The organism is Klebsiella sp. C239 (assembly GCF_048822715.1).
In the GTDB taxonomy this organism is placed as follows: Bacteria; Pseudomonadota; Gammaproteobacteria; order Enterobacterales; family Enterobacteriaceae; genus Klebsiella; species Klebsiella quasipneumoniae.
Map to the genome: position 1 here is coordinate 329,497 of NZ_JBMEZK010000006.1, position 20,760 is coordinate 350,256.

The window sequence follows — 20,760 nt, forward strand, 5'->3', positions numbered from 1 at the left end:
ACACAGCGGGTCGCCCTTGTATCTGTTTGAAAGCCTGAATCAGCTGATTCAAAACTACCTGCCGGAAGACCAGATCAAACGTCTGCGGCAGGCGTATCTCGTTGCACGTGACGCTCACGAGGGTCAGACACGTTCAAGCGGTGAACCTTATATCACGCACCCGGTCGCGGTAGCCTGTATTCTGGCCGAGATGAAGCTCGACTACGAAACGCTGATGGCCGCGCTGCTGCATGATGTGATTGAAGATACTCCCGCCACCTACCAGGACATGGAACAGCTTTTTGGTAAAAGCGTCGCCGAACTGGTAGAGGGGGTATCGAAACTTGATAAGCTCAAGTTCCGCGATAAGAAAGAGGCACAGGCCGAAAACTTTCGCAAAATGATCATGGCGATGGTGCAGGACATCCGCGTCATCCTCATCAAGCTTGCCGACCGCACCCACAACATGCGTACCCTGGGCTCGCTACGCCCGGATAAACGCCGCCGCATCGCCCGCGAAACGCTGGAAATCTACAGCCCGCTGGCGCACCGTTTAGGTATCCATCACATCAAAACCGAGCTCGAAGAGCTGGGCTTTGAGGCGCTGTACCCGAACCGCTACCGCGTCATTAAAGAGGTGGTCAAAGCGGCGCGCGGCAACCGTAAAGAGATGATCCAAAAGATTCTCTCGGAAATCGAAGGGCGTTTGCAGGAAGCGGGGATCCCCTGCCGCGTCAGCGGTCGCGAAAAGCATCTGTACTCGATCTACTGCAAAATGGTGCTTAAAGAGCAGCGTTTTCACTCGATCATGGATATCTACGCCTTCCGCGTTATCGTCCATGATGCCGATGTCTGCTACCGCGTGCTTGGCCAGATGCACAGCCTCTATAAACCGCGTCCAGGTCGTTTCAAAGATTACATCGCTATTCCGAAAGCGAACGGCTATCAGTCTTTGCACACCTCGATGATCGGCCCCCACGGCGTCCCGGTCGAGGTACAAATTCGTACCGAAGACATGGACCAGATGGCGGAGATGGGGGTCGCGGCGCACTGGGCTTATAAAGAGCACGGCGGCGAAAGCAGCACCACCGCGCAAATCCGCGCCCAGCGCTGGATGCAAAGCCTGCTGGAGCTGCAGCAGAGCGCCGGCAGCTCGTTTGAATTTATCGAGAGCGTTAAATCCGATCTGTTCCCCGATGAGATTTACGTTTTCACCCCGGAAGGGCGCATTGTCGAACTGCCCGCTGGCGCCACGCCGGTGGACTTCGCCTATGCGGTGCATACCGATATCGGCCATGCCTGCGTCGGCGCGCGCGTCGACCGCCAGCCCTATCCGCTGTCGCAGCCGCTCTCCAGCGGTCAGACTGTCGAAATTATTACCGCGCCGGGCGCACGTCCGAATGCCGCCTGGCTGAACTTTGTCGTCAGCTCGAAGGCGCGCGCCAAGATCCGTCAGCTGCTGAAAAACCTCAAGCGCGATGACTCGGTCAGCCTTGGCCGTCGTCTGCTCAACCACGCGCTGGGCGGTAGCCGCAAACTCGCCGAGATCCCGCCGGAGAATATCCAGCGCGAGCTCGACCGGATGAAGCTGGCCTCGCTTGACGACCTGCTGGCGGAGATCGGTCTGGGCAACGCCATGAGCGTGGTGGTGGCGAAAAACCTGCAGCAGGGCGAAGCCGCTGCGGCGCCGGTGCCGGCCAATGCCTCAAACCACGGCCATCTGCCGATCAAAGGCGCCGATGGCGTGCTGATCACTTTCGCCAAGTGCTGTCGCCCGATCCCCGGTGACCCGATTATCGCCCACGTCAGTCCTGGCAAAGGGCTGGTTATCCATCATGAATCCTGTCGTAACATCCGCGGCTACCAGAAAGAGCCGGAGAAATTTATGGCGGTTGAGTGGGATAAAGAGACCGCTCAGGAGTTCATTACGGAGATCAAGGTGGATATGTTTAACCACCAGGGCGCACTGGCTAACCTGACGGCGGCGATCAACACCGCCTCTTCCAATATCCAGAGCCTGAATACGGAAGAGAAAGATGGCCGCGTATACAGCGCCTTTATCCGCCTGACCGCCCGCGACCGCGTGCATCTGGCGAATATCATGCGCAAAATACGCGTCATGCCGGACGTGATTAAAGTCACCCGTAACCGAAATTAGCTTTTAGACAAAACATTCGAATTGCATCAAGGCGGCAAGCGAATGACAAATCTGCCGGGAGCAGATTTGAACGCTGCTTGCAGCGCCCCCGTCAGGGGCGAGGCCCAGGGATGGGCCGCGTGATCCGCAGCGGCTAAAGAGGTAATTCGAAGGATTAAGAGTAATGAATTCACAGCGTTATGCGCGTATCTGCGAGATGCTCGCCAGGCGTCAGCCTGACCTGACGGTCTGCATGGAGCAGGTCCATAAGCCCCATAACGTCTCTGCGGTCATCCGGACCGCAGACGCCGTTGGCGTACACGAGGTGCACGCGGTCTGGCCGAGCAGCCGGATGCGCACCATGGCCTCCGCCGCCGCGGGCAGCAACAGCTGGGTGCAGGTGAAAACCCACCGTACCATCGCAGATGCCGTCGGCCACCTCAAAGGCCAGGGTATGCAAATCCTCGCCACCCATCTTTCCGACAAAGCCATCGATTTCCGTGAAATCGACTATACGCGCCCAACCTGCATCCTGATGGGTCAGGAGAAAACCGGCATCACTCAGGAAGCGCTGGCCCTGGCCGATCAGGACATTATTATCCCGATGATCGGCATGGTGCAGTCGCTGAACGTCTCCGTCGCCTCGGCGCTGATCCTGTATGAAGCCCAGCGGCAGCGACAGAATGCCGGGATGTACCAACGCGCCAACAGCATGCTGCCGCCGGAAGAGCAACAGCGCCTGCTGTTTGAAGGCGGCTATCCGGTGCTGGCCCGCGTTGCGAGACAAAAAGGGCTGCCTTACCCCCACGTTAACGAGCAGGGCGAAGTGGAAGCCGATGCCGCGTGGTGGGCCACCATGCAGGCTGCGAGGTAAACGCGATGTCAGGCCGCCTGTTAGATGCCGTTCCGCTCAGTTCACTCACCGGCGTCGGGGCTGCGCAGAGCAGCAAGCTGGCGAAGATCGGCCTGCATACGGTACAGGATCTGCTGCTGCACCTGCCTTTGCGCTACGAAGATCGCACCCATCTTTATCCGATAGCCGATCTGCTTCCCGGCGTTTATGCCACCGTGGAAGGCGAAGTGCTCAACAGCAATATCACCTTCGGCGGCCGCCGAATGATGACCTGCCAGATCAGCGACGGCACCGGCATCCTCACCATGCGCTTTTTCAACTTCAACGCGGCGATGAAAAACAGCCTCGCGACCGGTCGACGCGTGCTGGCCTACGGTGAAGCCAAACGCGGGAAGTACGGCGCCGAAATGATCCACCCGGAATATCGCGTCCAGGGCGATATGAGCACCCCGGAGCTGCAGGAGACCCTAACGCCGGTCTATCCGACGACCGAGGGCATTAAGCAGGCGACCCTGCGCAAGCTCACCGATCAGGCGCTCGAGCTGCTGGAGACCTGCGCTATCGGCGAACTCCTGCCGCCGGAGCTGGCGCAGGGGATGATGAGCCTGCCGGAGGCGTTGCGCACCCTGCATCGTCCGCCGTCATCGTTATTGCTTAGCGAGCTGGAAAGCGGCAAGCACCCGGCGCAGCAGCGCCTGATTCTGGAAGAGCTGCTGGCGCACAACCTCAGCATGCTGGCGCTGCGGGCAGGCGCCCAGCGCTATCACGCCCTGCCGCTCGGCGCCAACGATACCCTGAAAAATCAGCTGCTGGCTTCCCTGCCCTTTAAGCCCACCGGCGCGCAGGCGCGGGTCACCGCCGAGATCGAGCGCGATATGGCGCTGGACGTGCCAATGATGCGCCTGGTGCAGGGCGACGTCGGCTCCGGTAAAACGCTGGTCGCCGCCCTGGCCGCGTTGCGCGCTATCGCCCACGGCAAACAGGTGGCGCTGATGGCGCCCACCGAACTGCTCGCCGAGCAGCACGCCAATAACTTCCGCAGCTGGTTTGCACCGCTGGGCATTGAAGTCGGCTGGCTGGCGGGCAAACAGAAAGGCAAAGCCCGCCAGGCGCAGCAGGACGCGATCGCCAGCGGCGAGGTGCAGATGATTGTCGGCACCCACGCCATCTTCCAGGAACAGGTGCAGTTTAATGGCCTGGCGCTGGTGATTATCGACGAACAGCACCGCTTCGGCGTACACCAGCGGCTGGCGCTGTGGGAGAAAGGTCAGCAGCAGGGTTTTCATCCGCATCAGCTGATCATGACCGCCACGCCGATCCCGCGCACCCTGGCGATGACCGCCTACGCCGACCTCGATACCTCGGTTATCGACGAGCTGCCGCCGGGCCGAACCCCGGTGACCACCGTCGCTATCCCGGACACCCGGCGCAGCGATATTATCGACCGCGTGCGCAACGCCTGCACCCACGAAGGCCGCCAGGCCTATTGGGTCTGTACCCTCATCGAAGAGTCCGATCTGCTGGAGGCCCAGGCGGCGGAAGCCACCTGGGAGGAGCTCAAGCTGGCGCTGCCGGAGCTGAATATCGGTCTGGTACACGGGCGGATGAAACCGGCGGAGAAGCAGGCGGTGATGCAGGCTTTCAAGCAGGGCGAAATGCACCTGCTGGTAGCCACGACGGTCATTGAAGTCGGTGTCGACGTGCCGAACTCGAGCCTGATGATTATCGAAAACCCGGAACGTCTGGGTCTGGCGCAGCTGCACCAGCTCAGAGGGCGCGTCGGGCGCGGCGCGGTCGCTTCCCACTGCGTGCTACTCTATAAATCGCCGCTCTCTAAAACGGCGCAGAAGCGTCTGCAGGTGCTGCGCGACAGCAACGACGGTTTCGTCATCGCCCAGAAAGACCTTGAAATTCGCGGTCCCGGCGAGCTGCTCGGCACCCGCCAGACCGGCAACGCCGAGTTTAAAGTGGCGGATTTACTGCGCGATCAGGCGATGATCCCCGACGTTCAGCGCATTGCGCGCCACATTCATGAACGCTATCCGCTGCAGGCCCAGGCGCTGATCGAGCGCTGGATGCCGGAAACCGAACGCTATTCCAACGCGTAGCGCGCTTTTGCCGCGCTGCGGGCAATTTTTCTACACAATGAGTGGATTATGAAACGAGAACTGGCCATCGAATTTTCGCGTGTCACCGAAGCCGCCGCGCTGGCGGGCTATAAATGGCTGGGCCGCGGCGATAAAAACGCCGCCGACGGCGCCGCGGTGAACGCCATGCGCATTATGCTTAACCTCGTCAATATCGACGGCACCATCGTCATCGGCGAGGGCGAAATCGATGAAGCGCCGATGCTCTATATCGGCGAAAAAGTGGGCACTGGAAAGGGCGATGCGGTGGATATCGCCGTCGATCCCATCGAAGGCACCCGGATGACGGCGATGGGCCAGGCTAACGCCCTGGCGGTGATGGCGGTCGGCGATAAAGGCTGCTTCCTCAACGCGCCGGATATGTATATGGAAAAGCTGATTGTCGGCCCGGGCGCTAAAGGCGCTATCGACCTCAGTCTGCCGCTGGAAGAGAACCTGCGCAATATCGCCCGCGCACTGAACAAGCCGCTGGGCGAGCTGACCGTCACCGTGCTGGCGAAACCGCGCCACGACGCGGTGATTGCTCAGCTGCAGCAGCTGGGCGTGCGCGTGTTCGCCATTCCCGATGGCGACGTCGCGGCCTCCATTCTCACCTGCATGCCGGATAGCGAAGTTGACGTGCTGTACGGCATCGGCGGCGCGCCGGAAGGGGTGGTTTCCGCCGCGGTGATCCGCGCGCTCGACGGCGATATGCAGGGCCGCCTGCTGGCTCGTCACCACGTGAAGGGCGACAGTGAAGAGAATCGTCGCATCGGTGAAAACGAGCTGGCGCGCTGCAAAACCATGGGCATCGAAGCGGGTAAAGTGCTGCGCCTTGATGAAATGGCGCGCAGCGATAACGTCGTCTTCTCCGCCACCGGCATCACCAAAGGCGATCTGCTGGACGGCATCACCCGTAAGGGCAATATGGCCACCACCGAGACGCTGCTGATCCGCGGCAAGTCGCGCACCATCCGTCGGATCCAGTCGATTCATTACCTCGACCGTAAAGATCCGGACGTCCAGCAGCACATCCTGTAATACCGCTTTCTCTCCTCCAGGCAACCGTCCGCGGGCGGTTGTCCTGTTCTTCGTTTATATTTGATCAATAGAGCTTTCTTGCGCCTGTGGGGTGGAAATCTTGCCCGTCTGGGCCGAAGATAAAGCATCGCTTGGCAACAGGAGAAGACGATGGCGGACTGGGTTAGCGGCAAAGTGACAAAAGTGGAGTACTGGACGGACGCCTTGTTCAGTTTATACGTGCGGGCGCCGGTTCAGCCGTTTACCGCCGGGCAATTTACCAAGCTCGGGCTGGAAATCGACGGCGAACGCGTGCAGCGCGCCTACTCCTACGTCAACGCTCCCGGCAATCCCGATCTCGAGTTCTATCTGGTCACCGTCCCGGAAGGCAAACTGAGCCCGCGTCTGGCGGCGCTGAAGCCGGGCGATAAGGTCCAGGTGGTGAGCGAAGCGGCTGGCTTCTTCGTCCTCGAGGAAGTACCGAATTGCGATACCCTGTGGATGCTGGCGACCGGCACCGCGCTTGGGCCTTACCTGTCGATTCTCCAGGAAGGCAAAGATCTTGAGCGCTTTAACCATCTGGTGCTGGTCCATGCCGTGCGCTACGCCGCGGACCTGAGCTATCTGCCGCTGATGCGCGAGCTTGAGCAGCGCTACGCCGGCAAATTACGCATCCAGACGGTGGTCAGTCGCGAAACCGTGGCAGGCTCGCTGACCGGCCGGGTGCCGTTCCTGATTGAAACCGGGGCGCTGGAGGAGGCGGTCGGCCTGCCGATGACCAACGACACCAGCCATGTGATGCTGTGCGGCAACCCGCAGATGGTGCGCGATACCCAACAGCTGTTAAAAGAGACCCGGCAGATGACCAAACATCTGCGTCGCCGGCCGGGCCACATGACGGCGGAGCATTACTGGTAATCAGGCGTCCGCTTTCCAGCGCACGTCCTGGGTCTCCTTGCCGAACTTATTCTCGCCCTGGGTGCCGACAAACGCCCCCAGGTCGATCAGCATCATGACGATAATCAGCGTCGGCACAAAGCGCCCGACGCCCCACTGCCAGACCTGCGGCAGCATCGCCCAGTTCCCCGCCAGCAGCATCCACGCCAAAATCATCAGCAGCGCCCACAGTCCGGATTTGCCGCGATCGTGCAGTCGCTTCACCACCACCGCCGCCGTCGGCCACAGCAGGCAGACGATAATAAACGCCGCCGTCTGCAGATTAAGCAGATTGCTGCCTGCCAGGGTGAACAGAGCGCTCATGGTCACCAGCCAGATGGCAATCCAGATCCAGAAATCGCGGCGGCCAATGCGCCCTTTAATTGAGAATAACCACTGCTGTAGGGTCATGCGTTTTTCCTTATCATCATCGTCTGCGTAGTTTACCCTGGCGTCGTGACTTTTTGACAAGCGCCGCGCTTCCCGATTTAATCGTCAGCAGGCAAAAAAAGGAACGACGGGCATGAAGAAGTGGACAATCTTGTGTTTCAGTGGGCTGATGGGCCTTGCCGTCGGCCCGCACGCGTTGTCCGCAGAAAGCGAATCGACGACCGCTGCCCCCTACCTGCTCGCCGGCGCGCCGAGCTTTGACTTGTCGATCAGCCAGTTCCGGGAAAAATTTAACGCCGATAACCCGAAGCTGCCTCTGAATGAATTCCGTTCCATATCAACCAGCCGCGATCGGGCTAACCTGACCCGCGCCGCCAGCAAGATAAACGAAAATCTCTATGCCTCCACCGCGCTGGAGCGCGGCACGCTGAAGATCAAATCCATGCAGATCACCTGGCTACCGATCCAGGGGCCGGAGCAAAAAGCGGTGAAGGCCAAAGCGCTGGAGTATATGAGCGCCATGATCCGCGCCTTCGTGCCCACCCTTAGCCCGGCGCAGAGCCAGCAAAAACTGCAGAAACTCCTGACCGCCGGCAAAGGCAAACGCTACTTCGCCGACACCGAGGGCGCCGTGCGCTATGTGGTGGCAGATCATGGCGAAAAGGGTCTGACCTTCGCTATTGAACCGATTAAGCTGGCGCTATCTGAAACGCTGGAAGGTAACAATAAATGACAAAAAGCAAAGCCTTTCCAGTGACGAGTCTCTATACTGTTTCACAGACCATGCTGCCCTCTGGGGCGGCTATATTCCTTAATTCGCTTAAGTAGCGTGGAGAATTAAAATGCGACATCCTTTAGTGATGGGTAACTGGAAACTGAACGGCAGCCGCCACATGGTAAACGAACTGGTTGCGAACCTGCGTACCGAGCTGGCTGGCGTAAGCGGCTGCGCAGTTGCCATCGCCCCGCCGGAAATGTATCTGGACCTGGCTAAGCGTGCGGCAGAAGGCAGCCACATCCACCTGGGCGCGCAGAACGTTGACGTGAACCTGTCCGGCGCTTTCACCGGTGAAACCTCCGCCGAAATGCTGAAAGATATCGGCGCGCAGTACATCATCATCGGCCACTCCGAGCGTCGTACCTACCACAAAGAATCCGACGAGCTGATCGCGAAGAAATTCGCCGTGCTGAAAGAGCAGGGTCTGACTCCGGTACTGTGCATCGGTGAAACCGAAGCGGAAAACGAAGCGGGCAAAACGGAAGAAGTTTGCGCGCGTCAGATCGACGCGGTACTGAAAACGCAGGGCGCTGCCGCTTTCGAAGGCGTGGTTATCGCTTACGAACCCGTATGGGCTATCGGTACCGGCAAATCCGCGACCCCGGCTCAGGCTCAGGCGGTGCACAAATTCATCCGTGACCACATTGCTAAAGCTGACGCCAAAATCGCTGAGCAAGTGATCATCCAGTACGGCGGTTCCGTTAACGCTGGCAACGCAGCAGAGCTGTTCACCCAGCCGGACATCGACGGCGCGCTGGTTGGCGGCGCTTCCCTGAAAGCAGACGCTTTCGCGGTGATCGTGAAAGCTGCAGAAGCGGCGAAAAAAGCCTAATCCGCTTTTCCCGGCGGCGACACGCGACCGGGATGACTGATAACTCTCTGAAGCCCGGCTTCGCACAGCGCAAGCCGGGCTTTTTTTGCCTCTACAGTTTCCCCAACAGCTGATACCAGGCGTAGTCCAGCGGCAGCAAAATCAAATAGCTCACCGCCGCCAGCGCCAGACACAGCAGCATCCCCGCCCTCGCCGGGACCTTGCCTAACCCCATCGCGACCACGATCGGCGACGCTTGATACGGCAGCAGCGGCGTGGAATAGCCCAGCACCTGAATCATAATTATGCTCAGCAACGGGAAGCCGGTGGCGTCGGCAAAGCTCTGGGCAAAGGTGGTGTAGAGCGCCGGCACGCCGTTGGCGGTCATAATAAAGTTCAGCGCGCTGGTTATCCCGGTCAGAGCGAGAAAGCTGGTGAAAGGATTGTCTTTATCCAAGGGCATCACTTCCAGCAGCGCATTGCCCACCACGCCGCCAATCCCGGTTTGGGTGACGGTGATCGCCAGCCCCAGAATCCCGGCGACGTAGATGCAGGTGCGCATATTCACGCCGCTGGCAAACTCCTCGCCGCTGATAAAGCCCACCCGCGGCAGCAGCGTTACCACCGCCGCCGCCAGGCCGGTCCACGCCGGGCCGACGCCGTGCCAGCTCTCGGTCACCCACAGCGTGAGGACCACCGCCAGCAGCCACGCCAGACGCTTCTCGTCGCGGCTCATCGCCGGCAGCGGCGCCAGGTCGCGCGGCGGATGCGGCTTATCAGGAAACAGCCAGCAGATTAGCGCCACCAGCGCCGCCCCTTTCAGCCAGCCAAGCACCGGCGTATGCAGCAGTAAATAGGGGACATAATTCAGGTGGATACCGTACGAGCCTTCCGCCGCGCCGCTCATCACCAGATTCGGCACGTTGGCGGGCAGAATGGTCGCCGACAGCTGAAAGGTGCCGAATCCCACCGCCAGCGCCAGGCCGAACCAGCCGCGGCTACCGTCGGCAATGCCCGCCCGGCGGGCCATCGCCGCCACGATCGGCATCAGCAGCGCGATGCGCCCCATGTTGGAAGGCATCACGAACGCCAGGGCGTAGCTGAGGAGTACCACGCTGGCGACCATCCGCGGCCAGGAGTCGGTTAGCCGCGCCGACAACGCCTGCGCCGCCCGGTCCGCCAGCCCGGTTTTACGGATCGCGATGCCGAGCACAAAGCCGCTGAACACCAGCCAGAAGGCCGAGGAGGCAAAACCGCCAAAGATCACCTCCGGCGGGGCGATTTTCGCCATCATCGCCGCAGCGAAAAACAGCAGCGCGGTGATAAACTCCGGCAGCAGCGACGTCGCCCAGAGCACAATGGTGACGCCGACAATCAGTGAAGGGAGGAACAGCGGGTGGGTAAGCCAGAGCGACATGCCTGTCTCCTGTCGTTTTTTTCAGCAAGAATACGACGACAGGTAAGACAGGTAAACGCCAGAACTAGTGGTTTGCGTTAAGGATGGCGCAGCGATGATCCTGAATCTCTTCCGCCGAGGCCCGGTTCAGAGACAGCAGGTTACGCTCCGTCGCCAGCAGCACCAGCGAGCCGTCGCCCTGCTGGGCCATCGCCAGCGCGAAGCGTCCCATATGCTGACGCGCCTCCGGCACCTCTTCCGCCAGCATCAGGAATGGGCTGCGCTGGGCCAGCTCCGCCTCCGTCACCCGGCGCGCCAGGTATTCATGGCCCTCAAGCCCACCCGGTAGCGGCAGCCAGCGGCTGCTGATCGCCGCCGCATCCTTATCTAACTGCGCGCGCACATCGGGGCGCAGGCAAGAGATATGAATATGGAAATGGTTTTGCGTGCGTCCGCTGCGCGAGTTGATTGCCAGCGATACCGCGTTATCCGGAACCGGCGCGCCGTGGCGCTGGCTCATGATTTCACGCCCCTGCCAGGCCTGCCAGAAGAAGTTGGGCGTCAGCGGATCCAACAGCAGCGGGCTTTCGGTGCCGTTAATGCGGTAGGTCGGCATCAGCAAATACTGCAGCGGGCCGTTACGGTCTTTAAACAGCACATAGCCGCCCTTGAGGTTCACTTCGGCGCACGGCGACGGGTTTTGCTGCTGTTGCTGATGGGGAACGCACTGCTGCAGAACAATCTTGCGCAACGCGTCCGGGTTGCCAGAGTGCAGCCAGTAGTAGCCGCCGGCCAGCGCCGCGAGGATCGCCACCAGCAGCGCCAGCAAAAAGTATCTTACTCTTCTCATTTTCATTCCCTGTTAAGCCTGAAGCGGAAGAGTAACGTAATTTGATGACTAAATGAAAACAGATGACGGGCGGGGCGCTTTTCCGGATGGCGTCTGGCGCGTTGCCCGGGCTACGCTGGCGGCCTGAAGGCCCGCGCAAGCACAGCCGCCGCAGGGCGATGGCAGCAAGCCCCGCCGGAGCGGGGCTGGAGAGGTTTAACGCTGGCTAATCTGGTCGAAGGTGCCGCCGTTGGAGAAGTGCGCTTTCTGCGCTTTCGTCCAGCCGCCGAACTCCTGATCGATGGTGAACAGCTTCAGTTTCGGGAATTCATTAGCATATTTTTTCGCCACGTTCGGATCGCGCGGACGGTAGAAGTTCTTCGCCGCAATCTCCTGGCCTTCCGGCGAGTAGAGATACTTCAGGTACGCTTCCGCCACCTGGCGGGTGCCTTTCTTATCCACGACTTTATCGACCACCGAAACGGTCGGCTCAGCCAGAATCGACTCACTCGGAGTCACGATTTCAAACTTGTCTTTGCCCAGTTCGTTGGTCGCCAGCAGCGCTTCGTTTTCCCAGGCGATCAGCACATCGCCGATCCCGCGTTCTACGAAGGTATTGGTCGAACCGCGCGCGCCGGAGTCCAGCACTTCCACGTTTTTATACAGCGCCTTGACGAACTCCTGGGCTTTCGCCTGGTCGCCATGGTTCTGATGCAGGGCATAGCCCCAGGCCGCCAGGTAGTTCCAGCGAGCGCCGCCGGAGCTTTTCGGGTTCGGGGTAATGACCGACACGCCCGGTTTGATCAGGTCGTTCCAGTCATGGATCTGTTTCGGGTTGCCCTTACGGACGAGGAACACGATGGTGGAAGTATAGGGCGCGGAGTTATCCGGCAGGCGCTTCAGCCAGTTTTTATCGATACGGCCGCGCTCGGCGATCGCGTCGACGTCGTAGGCCAGCGCCAGCGTAACCACATCCGCTTCAATACCGTTAATCACCGAGGTCGCCTGCTTGCCGGAGCCGCCGTGCGACTGGCGGATCACCACGTTGTCGCCGGTCTCCTGCTTCCAGTGCGCGCTGAACGCTTTGTTGTACTGTTCGTACAGCTCGCGCGTTGGATCATAAGATACGTTTAATAGCTGAATGTCTTTTGCCAGAACGCTGGCGGATGCCAGCAACAGAGTTAACCCTACGCCCCACTTATTCATCGCACCGCTCTCTTTATGTCGTGTTGTGATGGGCTAAGCGTGCCAGAAAGCGATTCAATGATTAAAGAATAAAAAAAGATTGGCTATAACTTGCGAGAATAAAGGGAGGGATAAGGATCACCCCCTCCCTGGCGGGAGAGGGCGCGAAGCGATTAGACTTCTTCCATGCGGCCCAGCAGCGCCTGCAGACGCTCCTGCCAGCCCTGCTGCTGCTCTTTCAGCTGGCTGTTTTCGCGCTCCAACTCTTCACGACCATGCTGTGCGCTCTGAACTTCCTGCGCCAGGGTGTTGTTCTTTTCTTTCAGCTCTTCGATTTCCATCTGCAACAGAGTGATGGTATCAATCGCCTGCTGAACCTTAGATTCTAATTTCTCAAACACTTCTAATGACATCGTCATACCTCTCCTGAACTTGCAAGGCGTTGATAGAAACTGGTGTTTCGTATACGCGGTCCCGCCTTAACGAAAATTAGCGCACATAGCGGTGTTATCGTCGATTGTATGAATCCCCGCCTCCCCTGTCCAGCGGCAAGCCGCGCAGATTGCGGTTTGCAACACTTTTCAGTCTTTACCTGGTACTTTCAGCGCAGTTCGCTCGTACTTCATGAGCCATTGTTAATTTTATGGTTAACAAAATGCGAGGTGAAACGCTCCGGCAGCGCGCTCAATGCGCGCGAATGGCGCGAAAACGCTCATTTTCTTGACGTGGTACACACATTTGAAGTTCGATATTTCTCGTTTTTGCTCGTTAACGATAAATTAACACTATGCCTACATGGCAATATGGTCGTCTGTGACCACCCTACATACAATAATCATCACCACGCTTCAGGATTCGATTATGAGCCAAACATCAACCTTAAAAGGCCAGTGCATCGCAGAGTTCCTCGGTACCGGGTTGTTGATCTTTTTCGGCGTTGGGTGCGTGGCTGCGCTCAAGGTCGCGGGAGCCAGCTTCGGACAATGGGAAATCAGCATCATCTGGGGTCTGGGCGTCGCCATGGCGATCTACCTGACCGCCGGGGTATCCGGTGCGCACCTTAACCCTGCGGTGACCATCGCGCTCTGGCTGTTCGCCTGCTTCGATGGCCGCAAAGTGGTTCCTTTTATTATTTCGCAATTCGCTGGCGCCTTTTGCGCTGCGGCATTAGTTTACGGGCTTTATTACAATCTTTTCCTCGATTATGAAACCACCCACCATATGGTACGCGGCAGCGTGGAAAGCCTTGATCTGGCTGGCATCTTCTCCACTTACCCGAACCCGCATATCAATTTTGTGCAGGCCTTCGCGGTAGAGATGGTGATTACCGCTATCCTGATGGGCGTCATCCTGGCGCTGACCGACGATGGCAACGGCGTGCCGCGCGGCCCGCTGGCGCCGCTGCTGATCGGCCTGCTGATCGCGGTGATTGGCGCCTCCATGGGCCCGCTGACCGGCTTCGCCATGAACCCGGCGCGTGATATCGGCCCGAAAGCCTTCGCCTGGCTGGCCGGCTGGGGTGATGTCGCCTTCACCGGCGGCAAAGATATACCTTATTTCCTGGTGCCGCTGTGCGCACCGGTGGTCGGCGCGGCGCTGGGCGCGTTCAGCTATCGTAAGCTGATTGGCCGCCACCTGCCTTGCGACACCTGCGTGGACGAAGAGCAACAGAGCCCCTCCTCTTCCACCACTCAACATAAAGCTTCGCTGTAATCTGACTACGGGACACCGACTATGACCGACAAAAAATATATCGTTGCGCTTGACCAGGGCACTACCAGCTCCCGGGCCGTTGTGATGGATCATGATGCCAATATCGTCAGCGTCTCCCAGCGAGAATTCGAACAAATTTATCCTAAGCCAGGCTGGGTCGAACACGACCCGATGGAAATCTGGGCGTCCCAAAGCTCGACGCTGGTCGAAGCGCTGGCCAAAGCGGATATCAACTCCGATCAGATCGCGGCCATCGGTATCACCAACCAGCGTGAGACCGTGGTGGTGTGGGAGCGTGAGACCGGCAAACCGATCTATAACGCCATCGTCTGGCAGTGCCGCCGCACCGCAGAGATCTGCGAGCAGCTCAAGCGTGACGGGATGGAGGAGTATATCCGCAAGGCCACTGGCCTGGTGGTGGACCCCTACTTCTCCGGCACCAAGGTGAAATGGATCCTCGACCATGTCGAAGGTTCCCGTGAGCGTGCGAAGCGCGGTGAGCTGCTGTTTGGCACCGTGGACACCTGGCTTATCTGGAAGATGACCCAGGGTCGCGTGCACGTCACCGACTACACCAACGCCTCGCGCACCATGCTGTTCAACATCCACGACCTGGACTGGGACGACAAGATGCTCGACGCGCTGGATATTCCGCGCGCCATGCTGCCGGAAGTGCGCAAGTCGTCCGAAGTGTACGGCCAGACCAACATCGGTGGTAAAGGCGGGACCCGTATTCCTATCGCCGGGATCGCCGGTGACCAGCAGGCGGCCCTGTTCGGCCAGCTGTGCGTCAAGGAAGGGATGGCGAAAAATACCTATGGCACCGGCTGCTTTATGCTGATGAACACCGGCGAAAAAGCGGTGACCTCCACTCACGGTTTGCTGACCACCATCGCCTGCGGTCCGCGCGGCGAGGTGAACTACGCTCTGGAAGGGGCGGTGTTTATGGCTGGCGCCTCCATCCAGTGGCTGCGCGACGAGATGAAGCTCATCAGCGATGCGTTCGACTCCGAGTACTTCGCCACCAAAGTGAAGGACACCAACGGCGTGTATGTCGTGCCCGCGTTCACCGGTCTTGGCGCGCCCTACTGGGACCCGTATGCCCGCGGCGCGATTTTCGGCCTCACCCGCGGCGTGAACTCGAACCACATTATCCGTGCGACGCTGGAGTCCATCGCCTATCAGACCCGCGACGTGCTGGAAGCAATGCAGGCTGACTCCGGTATCCGTCTGCACGCCCTGCGCGTGGACGGCGGCGCAGTGGCCAACAACTTCCTGATGCAATTCCAGTCCGATATCCTCGGCACCCGTGTGGAGCGTCCGGAAGTGCGCGAAGTCACAGCCCTGGGCGCCGCCTATCTGGCCGGGCTGGCGGTCGGCTTCTGGCAGAACCTTGATGAGCTGCAGGAGAAAGCGGTGATTGAGCGCGAATTCCGCCCGGGCATTGAAACCACCGAGCGCAACTATCGCTACAGCGGCTGGAAGAAAGCGGTGAAACGCGCCCTGGCGTGGGAAGAGCACGACGAAGCGTAAGGTTGTTGAGGTATTCCCGGCTGGCGGCGTAAACGCCTTGGCCGGGATACAACCAGCAGGCCGCACACCCCGTAGCCCGGCTAAGCGCAGCGCGAGCCGGGGAGAAGCCGCGCCAACGCATAAATCCCGGGGTATCCCCGGGTTGCGGCGTAAACGCCTTACCCGGGCTACACAGCCCGCAGACCGCATAATCAGGTAGCGCACCGCCTCCGGGTTTTTATCAGCCAAACACCGGCAGCAGCAGAAACAGCTTAATCACCAGCGCGTTGACGATATCGATAAAGAACGCCCCCACCATCGGCACCACCAGGAAGGCCATGTGCGACGGGCCAAAACGGTCGGTAATCGCCTGCATATTGGCAATCGCCGTCGGCGTTGCCCCCAGACCAAACCCACAGTGGCCCGCCGCCAGCACCGCGGCATCGTAGTTTTTGCCCATCATCCGGTAGGTGACGAACACCGCATACAGCGCCATCGCCAACGCCTGGACCGCCAGGATAATAATCATCGGCAGCGCCAGGGAGGCCAACTCCCACAGTTTGAGGCTCATCAGCGCCATGGCGAGGAACAGCGACAGGCTGACGTTGCCCAGCACCGACACCGCGCGATCGAACACCCGATACAACCCCGCCAGCGCCAGGCTGTTGCTAAGGATCACGCCGATAAACAGCACGCAGACGAAGGTCGGCAGCTCAAAGACGCTGCCCGCCAGCAGTTGCGCAACCACCTTGCCCAGCGTCAGACAGATGGCGATCAGGGCGATACTCTCGATCAGCACCAGCGACGTGATCACCCGCCCCACGTCCGGCTTTTCAAAGGCGGTCGGCGCCACCTGATCGTCCGGCGTCCCGTCAGGAGAGGAAGAGTGTTTCACCAGGTAACGCGCCACCGGGCCGCCGATCAGACCGCCGAGCACCAGGCCGAAGGTCGCGCAGGCCATCGCCACCTCCGTGGCATTGGCAAAACCATAGCGCTCAATGAACAGCTTGCTCCACGCCGCGCCGGTGCCGTGGCCGCCGGAAAGGGTGATAGTGCCGGCCAGCAGACCCATCAGCGGATCCAGCCCCAGCAGCTTCGCCATGCCGATACCGAGGGCGTTCTGCAGCAGCAGCAGACCAACCACCACAATCAGGAAGGTACCCAGCACCTTGCCGCCCGCCCGCAGGCTGGCGAGGTTGGCGTTTAGCCCGATGGTGGCGAAGAACGCCAGCATCAGCGGATCTTTGAGGCTCATATCGAAATCAATTTCGATATCCATACTTTTTTTCAGCACCAGCAGCGCCAGCGCCACCAGCAGACCGCCGGCAACAGGTTCAGGAATGGTGTATTGCTTGAGGAGGGGAACGGTTTGGACGAGTTTTCTGCCGAGTAACAGCACAAGCGTTGCGGCAACGAGCGTCGATAAGGTATCGAGATGAAACATAAAAAGCTCCTTATGGCGCATGATCCATTCACACGCGACGATATTCCTGGTGTCTTTAGCTTCTCATCATGAGGAGTCAGAGGGGGATTTTACGCAGAACGGCGGAAAAAATGACAGGAAAACATATTTTGTATCCTGAATGATGCGATTTAGCATACAAAATGTTAATTATCTCGTTGCGCATATTCACGGCATAAATTTTTATGGGCAATCGCTGGCAAACGTTTGCTTTTGGTCTACAGTCCGATAAAATTCCCGCTTTGCCACCTTGGGATTGCTTGTGATGTCCGTTAACACCGCAGAGTCAGAAAATGCGCAACCGGTTGCGCATAAACCAGCCAGCGAATTAATCTACCGCCTCGAAGATCGCCCACCGCTACCGCAAACCCTGTTCGCCGCCTTCCAGCACCTGCTGGCGATGTTTGTCGCGGTGATCACCCCGGCGCTGTTAATCTGCCAGGCTCTCGGTCTCCCGGCGCAAGATACCCAACATATCATCAGCATGTCGCTGTTCGCCTCGGGCGTGGCCTCCATTATTCAGATCAAAGCCTGGGGCCCGGTCGGTTCCGGACTGCTCTCCATCCAGGGCACCAGCTTCAACTTTGTCGCCCCGCTCATCATGGGCGGCACCGCGCTGAAAACCGGCGGCGCCGACGTCCCGACAATGATGGCCGCCCTGTTCGGCACCCTGATGCTGGCCAGCTGCACGGAAATGGTTCTCTCCCGCGTCCTGCATCTGGCGCGCCGCATCATTACCCCGCTGGTCTCCGGCGTGGTGGTGATGATTATCGGCCTGTCGCTGATTCAGGTCGGATTGACCTCCATCGGCGGCGGCTACGCGGCGATGGCCGACCACACCTTCGGCGCGCCGAAGAACCTGCTGCTGGCGGGCATCGTGCTGGCGCTGATCATCATTCTCAACCGCCAGCGTAATCCCTATTTGCGCATCGCTTCGCTGGTGATTGCCATGGCGGCGGGCTATCTGGCGGCGTGGTTCCTCGATATGCTGCCGGCCAACACCGCCCCGACCAACAGCAGCCTCATCACCGTTCCGACGCCGCTGTACTATGGCCTCGGCATCGACTGGAGCCTCCTGCTGCCGCTGATGCTGGTGTTTATGATCACCTCCCTGGAAACCATCGGCGATATCACCGCCACCTCCGATGTCTCCGAGCAGCCGGTCTCCGGTCCGCTGTATATGAAACGCCTGAAAGGCGGCGTGCTGGCTAACGGCCTCAACTCCTTTGTTTCCGCGGTCTTCAACACCTTCCCGAACTCCTGCTTCGGCCAGAACAACGGCGTGATCCAGCTGACCGGCGTCGCCAGCCGCTACGTCGGCTTTGTGGTAGCGCTGATGCTGATCGTCCTCGGGCTGTTCCCGGCGGTGAGCGGTTTCGTACAGCATATCCCTGAGCCGGTGCTCGGCGGCGCCACGCTGGTGATGTTCGGCACCATCGCCGCGTCCGGCGTGCGCATCGTCTCCCGCGAGCCGCTGAATCGCCGGGCGATCCTGATTATCGCCCTGTCGCTGGCGGTGGGCCTCGGCGTGTCGCAACAGCCGTTGATCCTGCAGTTCGCGCCGGACTGGCTGAAGAATCTGCTCTCCTCCGGCATCGCCGCCGGCGGTATCACGGCGATTGTTCTGAATTTAATTTTCCCGCCGGAAAAAGCCTGATTTAACGCGCCCCCGGTCGTGCCATCGGCCGGGACGCCCCCCTGTTGTTCTCCACCGCCTGCTCCGTCACGGAAATAAACCACGCCTGCCTTGAGAAGTGCGCCTAAATCGGGCATAACACGGTTATGTGCATCTCACAGAATGGAAGACCATGAAATTTCTTGGAAAGCTGATTCTCTGGCTGCTAGTCGCTCTGCTGCTCGTCATGGTTGGCGCGTGGTTCCTGCTGCAAACCCACTGGGGCGCCCGCCAGGCCAGCGCCTGGCTCAGCAATGGCACCGGCTGGCAGGTCTCCTTCGATGCGATGGATCATGATTTCTCCTCCCCTCTGCATGTGCAGTTGCAAAACGTCACCTTTGGCCGGGAAGGCAAGCCGGCAACCCTGGTGGCGAAAACGGTCGATATTGGTTTCAGCACCCGCCAGTTTAGCGACCCGCTGCATGCGGATGAGATTGTCCTTAACGACGGCACCCTGAATCTGTCCCCCCACTCTGCCGACCTGCCGTTCGCTGCCGACCGGCTGATGTTGCGCAATATGGCTTTCAATAGTCCGGAAACCGGCTGGGCGCTCAGCGCGCAGCGCGTCACCGGCGGCGTCAGCCCATGGGCGCCGGAGGCAGGCAATGTGCTGGGGAAAACGGCGCAGATCCAGATGAGCGCAGGTTCAATGACGCTCAACGGCGTCGAAGCCAGCAACGTCCTGATTCAGGGCAAGATTGATCAGGGCGAGGTCACCCTCTCCACCCTCGGCGCCGATGTCGCCCGCGGCACCTTAACCGGCAATGCGAAACGCAGCGCCGACGGCAGCTGGCTGGTGGATAACCTTCAGCTAAATGAGATCCGACTGCAGAGCGCCGCCTCGCTGGCCGACTTTTTCGCGCCGTTAACCACGGTCCCCTCTCTGCAGATTGGCCGCCTGGATATCACCGACGCCCGCCTGCAGGGGCCGGACTGGGCGGTAACCGACCTCGACCTGAACCTGCGCAACCTGACGCTCAGTCACGGCGGCTGGCAGAGCCAGGACGGCACGCTGTCGATGAATGCCAGCGAATTTATCTACGGCTCGCTGCACTTTTTCGACCCGATCGTGAATGCCGAATTTTCACCCCAGGGTATTGCCCTGCGCCAGTTCTCCTCGCGCTGGGAGGGCGGCATGGTGCGAACCTCCGGCAACTGGCTGCGCGCCGGTAACGCGCTGGTGCTCGACGACACCGCCTTCGCCGGGCTGGAGTACACGCTGCCGGCGAACTGGAAGCCGCTGTGGATGACGCCGCTGCCGGCCTGGCTGCAAAGCCTGACGCTGAAAAAATTCAGCGCCAGCCGCAACCTGATCATCGATGTGGACCCTGCCTTCCCATGGCAAATTACCGCTCTCGATGGCTATGGCGGCGAGCTTCAGCTGGTGAAAAACGGCAGCTGGGGGGTGTGGAACGGTAGCGCGACGCTGAACGCCGCGGCGGCGACTTTTAACCGAATTGACGTGCGCCGCCCTTCACTCAAGCTGAGCGCCACGGCGTCGACGCTCAATATCACTGAGCTCAGCGCGTTCACCGAGCGCGGTATCCTGCAGGCCACCGCCGCGGTATCCCAGCTGCCGCAGCGCCAGGTCAATCTGAGCTTGAACGGCCGCGGCGTGCCGCTGAATATTCTGCAGGCCTGGGGCTGGCCTTCGCTCCCCATCAGCGGGGATGGCAATCTCCAGCTGACCGCCAGCGGCAGCGTGCAGGCCGATGCCCCGCTCAAGCCGACGGTCAACGCACAGCTTAGCGCCGTGAACATGGAGAAACAGCAGGTGGCGCAAACGATGCGCAACGGCGAGGTCAATACCGCCCCCGCCGCGCCAGCGCCCGCTCCCGTCACGCCATAGCGATATCCCATCATCCTCTCCCCCACGGGAGAGGGAAGGCTTCTCTGCAAAAACGCCGCTCTGGCTACGCCCTCTCCCTGTCAGGGAGAGGGTCTGCAGGCATTCTGAA

Annotated in this window: 17 protein-coding genes; 11 read left to right on the top strand and 6 right to left on the bottom strand. The window is 60.0% G+C overall.

Going from position 1 to position 20,760, the window contains the following annotated elements; genetic code table 11:
• The first annotated feature begins 16 nt into the window (after window positions 1-16).
• From spoT to fpr, 5 genes are all read left to right on the top strand, one after another.
• Window positions 17-2,137: a bifunctional GTP diphosphokinase/guanosine-3',5'-bis pyrophosphate 3'-pyrophosphohydrolase gene (gene spoT, locus ACOI6Z_RS18160; RefSeq protein ID WP_004205080.1), complete on the top strand. Its 2,121-nt coding sequence runs from the start codon at window positions 17-19 to the stop codon at window positions 2,135-2,137.
• A 163-nt stretch (window positions 2,138-2,300) separates the two neighbouring features.
• Entirely contained in the window at window positions 2,301-2,990 is a 690-nt protein-coding gene (gene trmH, locus ACOI6Z_RS18165) for a tRNA (guanosine(18)-2'-O)-methyltransferase TrmH (protein ID WP_017900060.1), read from the top strand.
• Between the two features lie 5 nt (window positions 2,991-2,995).
• Window positions 2,996-5,077 carry an ATP-dependent DNA helicase RecG gene (gene recG, locus ACOI6Z_RS18170; protein ID WP_065813142.1) on the top strand — a complete coding sequence of 694 codons (2,082 nt, stop codon included), beginning with the start codon at window positions 2,996-2,998 and terminating at the stop codon, window positions 5,075-5,077.
• A 48-nt stretch (window positions 5,078-5,125) separates the two neighbouring features.
• Window positions 5,126-6,136: a class II fructose-bisphosphatase gene (glpX, locus tag ACOI6Z_RS18175; RefSeq protein WP_065813141.1), complete on the top strand. Its 1,011-nt coding sequence runs from the start codon at window positions 5,126-5,128 to the stop codon at window positions 6,134-6,136.
• A 150-nt stretch (window positions 6,137-6,286) separates the two neighbouring features.
• Window positions 6,287-7,033, top strand: coding sequence for a ferredoxin--NADP(+) reductase (gene fpr / locus ACOI6Z_RS18180; RefSeq protein WP_065813140.1), 747 nt, complete (start codon window positions 6,287-6,289; stop codon window positions 7,031-7,033).
• Here fpr and ACOI6Z_RS18185 read toward each other — a convergent pair whose 3' ends face one another.
• Entirely contained in the window at window positions 7,034-7,462 is a 429-nt protein-coding gene (locus tag ACOI6Z_RS18185; protein WP_004173894.1) for a DUF805 domain-containing protein, read from the bottom strand.
• Window positions 7,463-7,574: 112 nt separating this feature from the next.
• Here ACOI6Z_RS18185 and ACOI6Z_RS18190 point away from each other — a divergent pair, with 112 nt between their 5' ends.
• Complete coding sequence (locus tag ACOI6Z_RS18190; protein WP_420687473.1) at window positions 7,575-8,174, top strand: YiiQ family protein; 600 nt, start codon at window positions 7,575-7,577, stop codon at window positions 8,172-8,174.
• Between the two features lie 109 nt (window positions 8,175-8,283).
• Window positions 8,284-9,051, top strand: coding sequence for a triose-phosphate isomerase (gene tpiA, locus ACOI6Z_RS18195; protein WP_002922909.1), 768 nt, complete (start codon window positions 8,284-8,286; stop codon window positions 9,049-9,051).
• A 91-nt stretch (window positions 9,052-9,142) separates the two neighbouring features.
• On the opposite strand, the gene ACOI6Z_RS18200 is transcribed toward tpiA, so the two are convergent.
• The 4 genes from ACOI6Z_RS18200 to zapB form a co-directional block, all read right to left on the bottom strand.
• Window positions 9,143-10,447, bottom strand: a complete 1,305-nt coding sequence (locus ACOI6Z_RS18200; RefSeq protein WP_420687474.1) for an SLC13 family permease — start codon at window positions 10,445-10,447, stop codon at window positions 9,143-9,145.
• A gap of 64 nt (window positions 10,448-10,511) precedes the next feature.
• A complete protein-coding gene (locus ACOI6Z_RS18205; RefSeq protein WP_072096576.1) occupies window positions 10,512-11,282 on the bottom strand; it encodes a CDP-diacylglycerol diphosphatase in 771 nt (256 codons plus the stop codon).
• Between the two features lie 189 nt (window positions 11,283-11,471).
• A complete protein-coding gene (locus ACOI6Z_RS18210; protein WP_023291381.1) occupies window positions 11,472-12,461 on the bottom strand; it encodes a sulfate ABC transporter substrate-binding protein in 990 nt (329 codons plus the stop codon).
• Window positions 12,462-12,613: 152 nt separating this feature from the next.
• Window positions 12,614-12,859, bottom strand: coding sequence for a septal ring assembly protein ZapB (gene zapB / locus ACOI6Z_RS18215; protein ID WP_086075620.1), 246 nt, complete (start codon window positions 12,857-12,859; stop codon window positions 12,614-12,616).
• A gap of 442 nt (window positions 12,860-13,301) precedes the next feature.
• On the opposite strand from zapB, the gene ACOI6Z_RS18220 reads away from it, so the two are divergent.
• Complete coding sequence (locus ACOI6Z_RS18220; protein ID WP_012967047.1) at window positions 13,302-14,153, top strand: MIP/aquaporin family protein; 852 nt, start codon at window positions 13,302-13,304, stop codon at window positions 14,151-14,153.
• A gap of 21 nt (window positions 14,154-14,174) precedes the next feature.
• Window positions 14,175-15,686: a glycerol kinase GlpK gene (glpK, locus tag ACOI6Z_RS18225; protein WP_004873089.1), complete on the top strand. Its 1,512-nt coding sequence runs from the start codon at window positions 14,175-14,177 to the stop codon at window positions 15,684-15,686.
• 220 nt (window positions 15,687-15,906) lie between these two features.
• Here the strand turns inward: glpK and gltS are convergent, their stop codons facing one another.
• Window positions 15,907-17,109 carry a sodium/glutamate symporter gene (gene gltS, locus ACOI6Z_RS18230; protein ID WP_032454381.1) on the bottom strand — a complete coding sequence of 401 codons (1,203 nt, stop codon included), beginning with the start codon at window positions 17,107-17,109 and terminating at the stop codon, window positions 15,907-15,909.
• Window positions 17,110-17,392: 283 nt separating this feature from the next.
• Here gltS and ACOI6Z_RS18235 point away from each other — a divergent pair, with 283 nt between their 5' ends.
• Window positions 17,393-18,784 (top strand): nucleobase:cation symporter-2 family protein, encoded by a 1,392-nt coding sequence (locus tag ACOI6Z_RS18235; protein WP_004150226.1) that lies wholly within the window; start codon window positions 17,393-17,395, stop codon window positions 18,782-18,784.
• A gap of 151 nt (window positions 18,785-18,935) precedes the next feature.
• On the top strand, window positions 18,936-20,651 hold the full coding sequence (locus ACOI6Z_RS18240) for an AsmA family protein (protein WP_044525058.1): 1,716 nt from the start codon (window positions 18,936-18,938) through the stop codon (window positions 20,649-20,651).
• The last annotated feature ends 109 nt before the right edge of the window (window positions 20,652-20,760 follow it).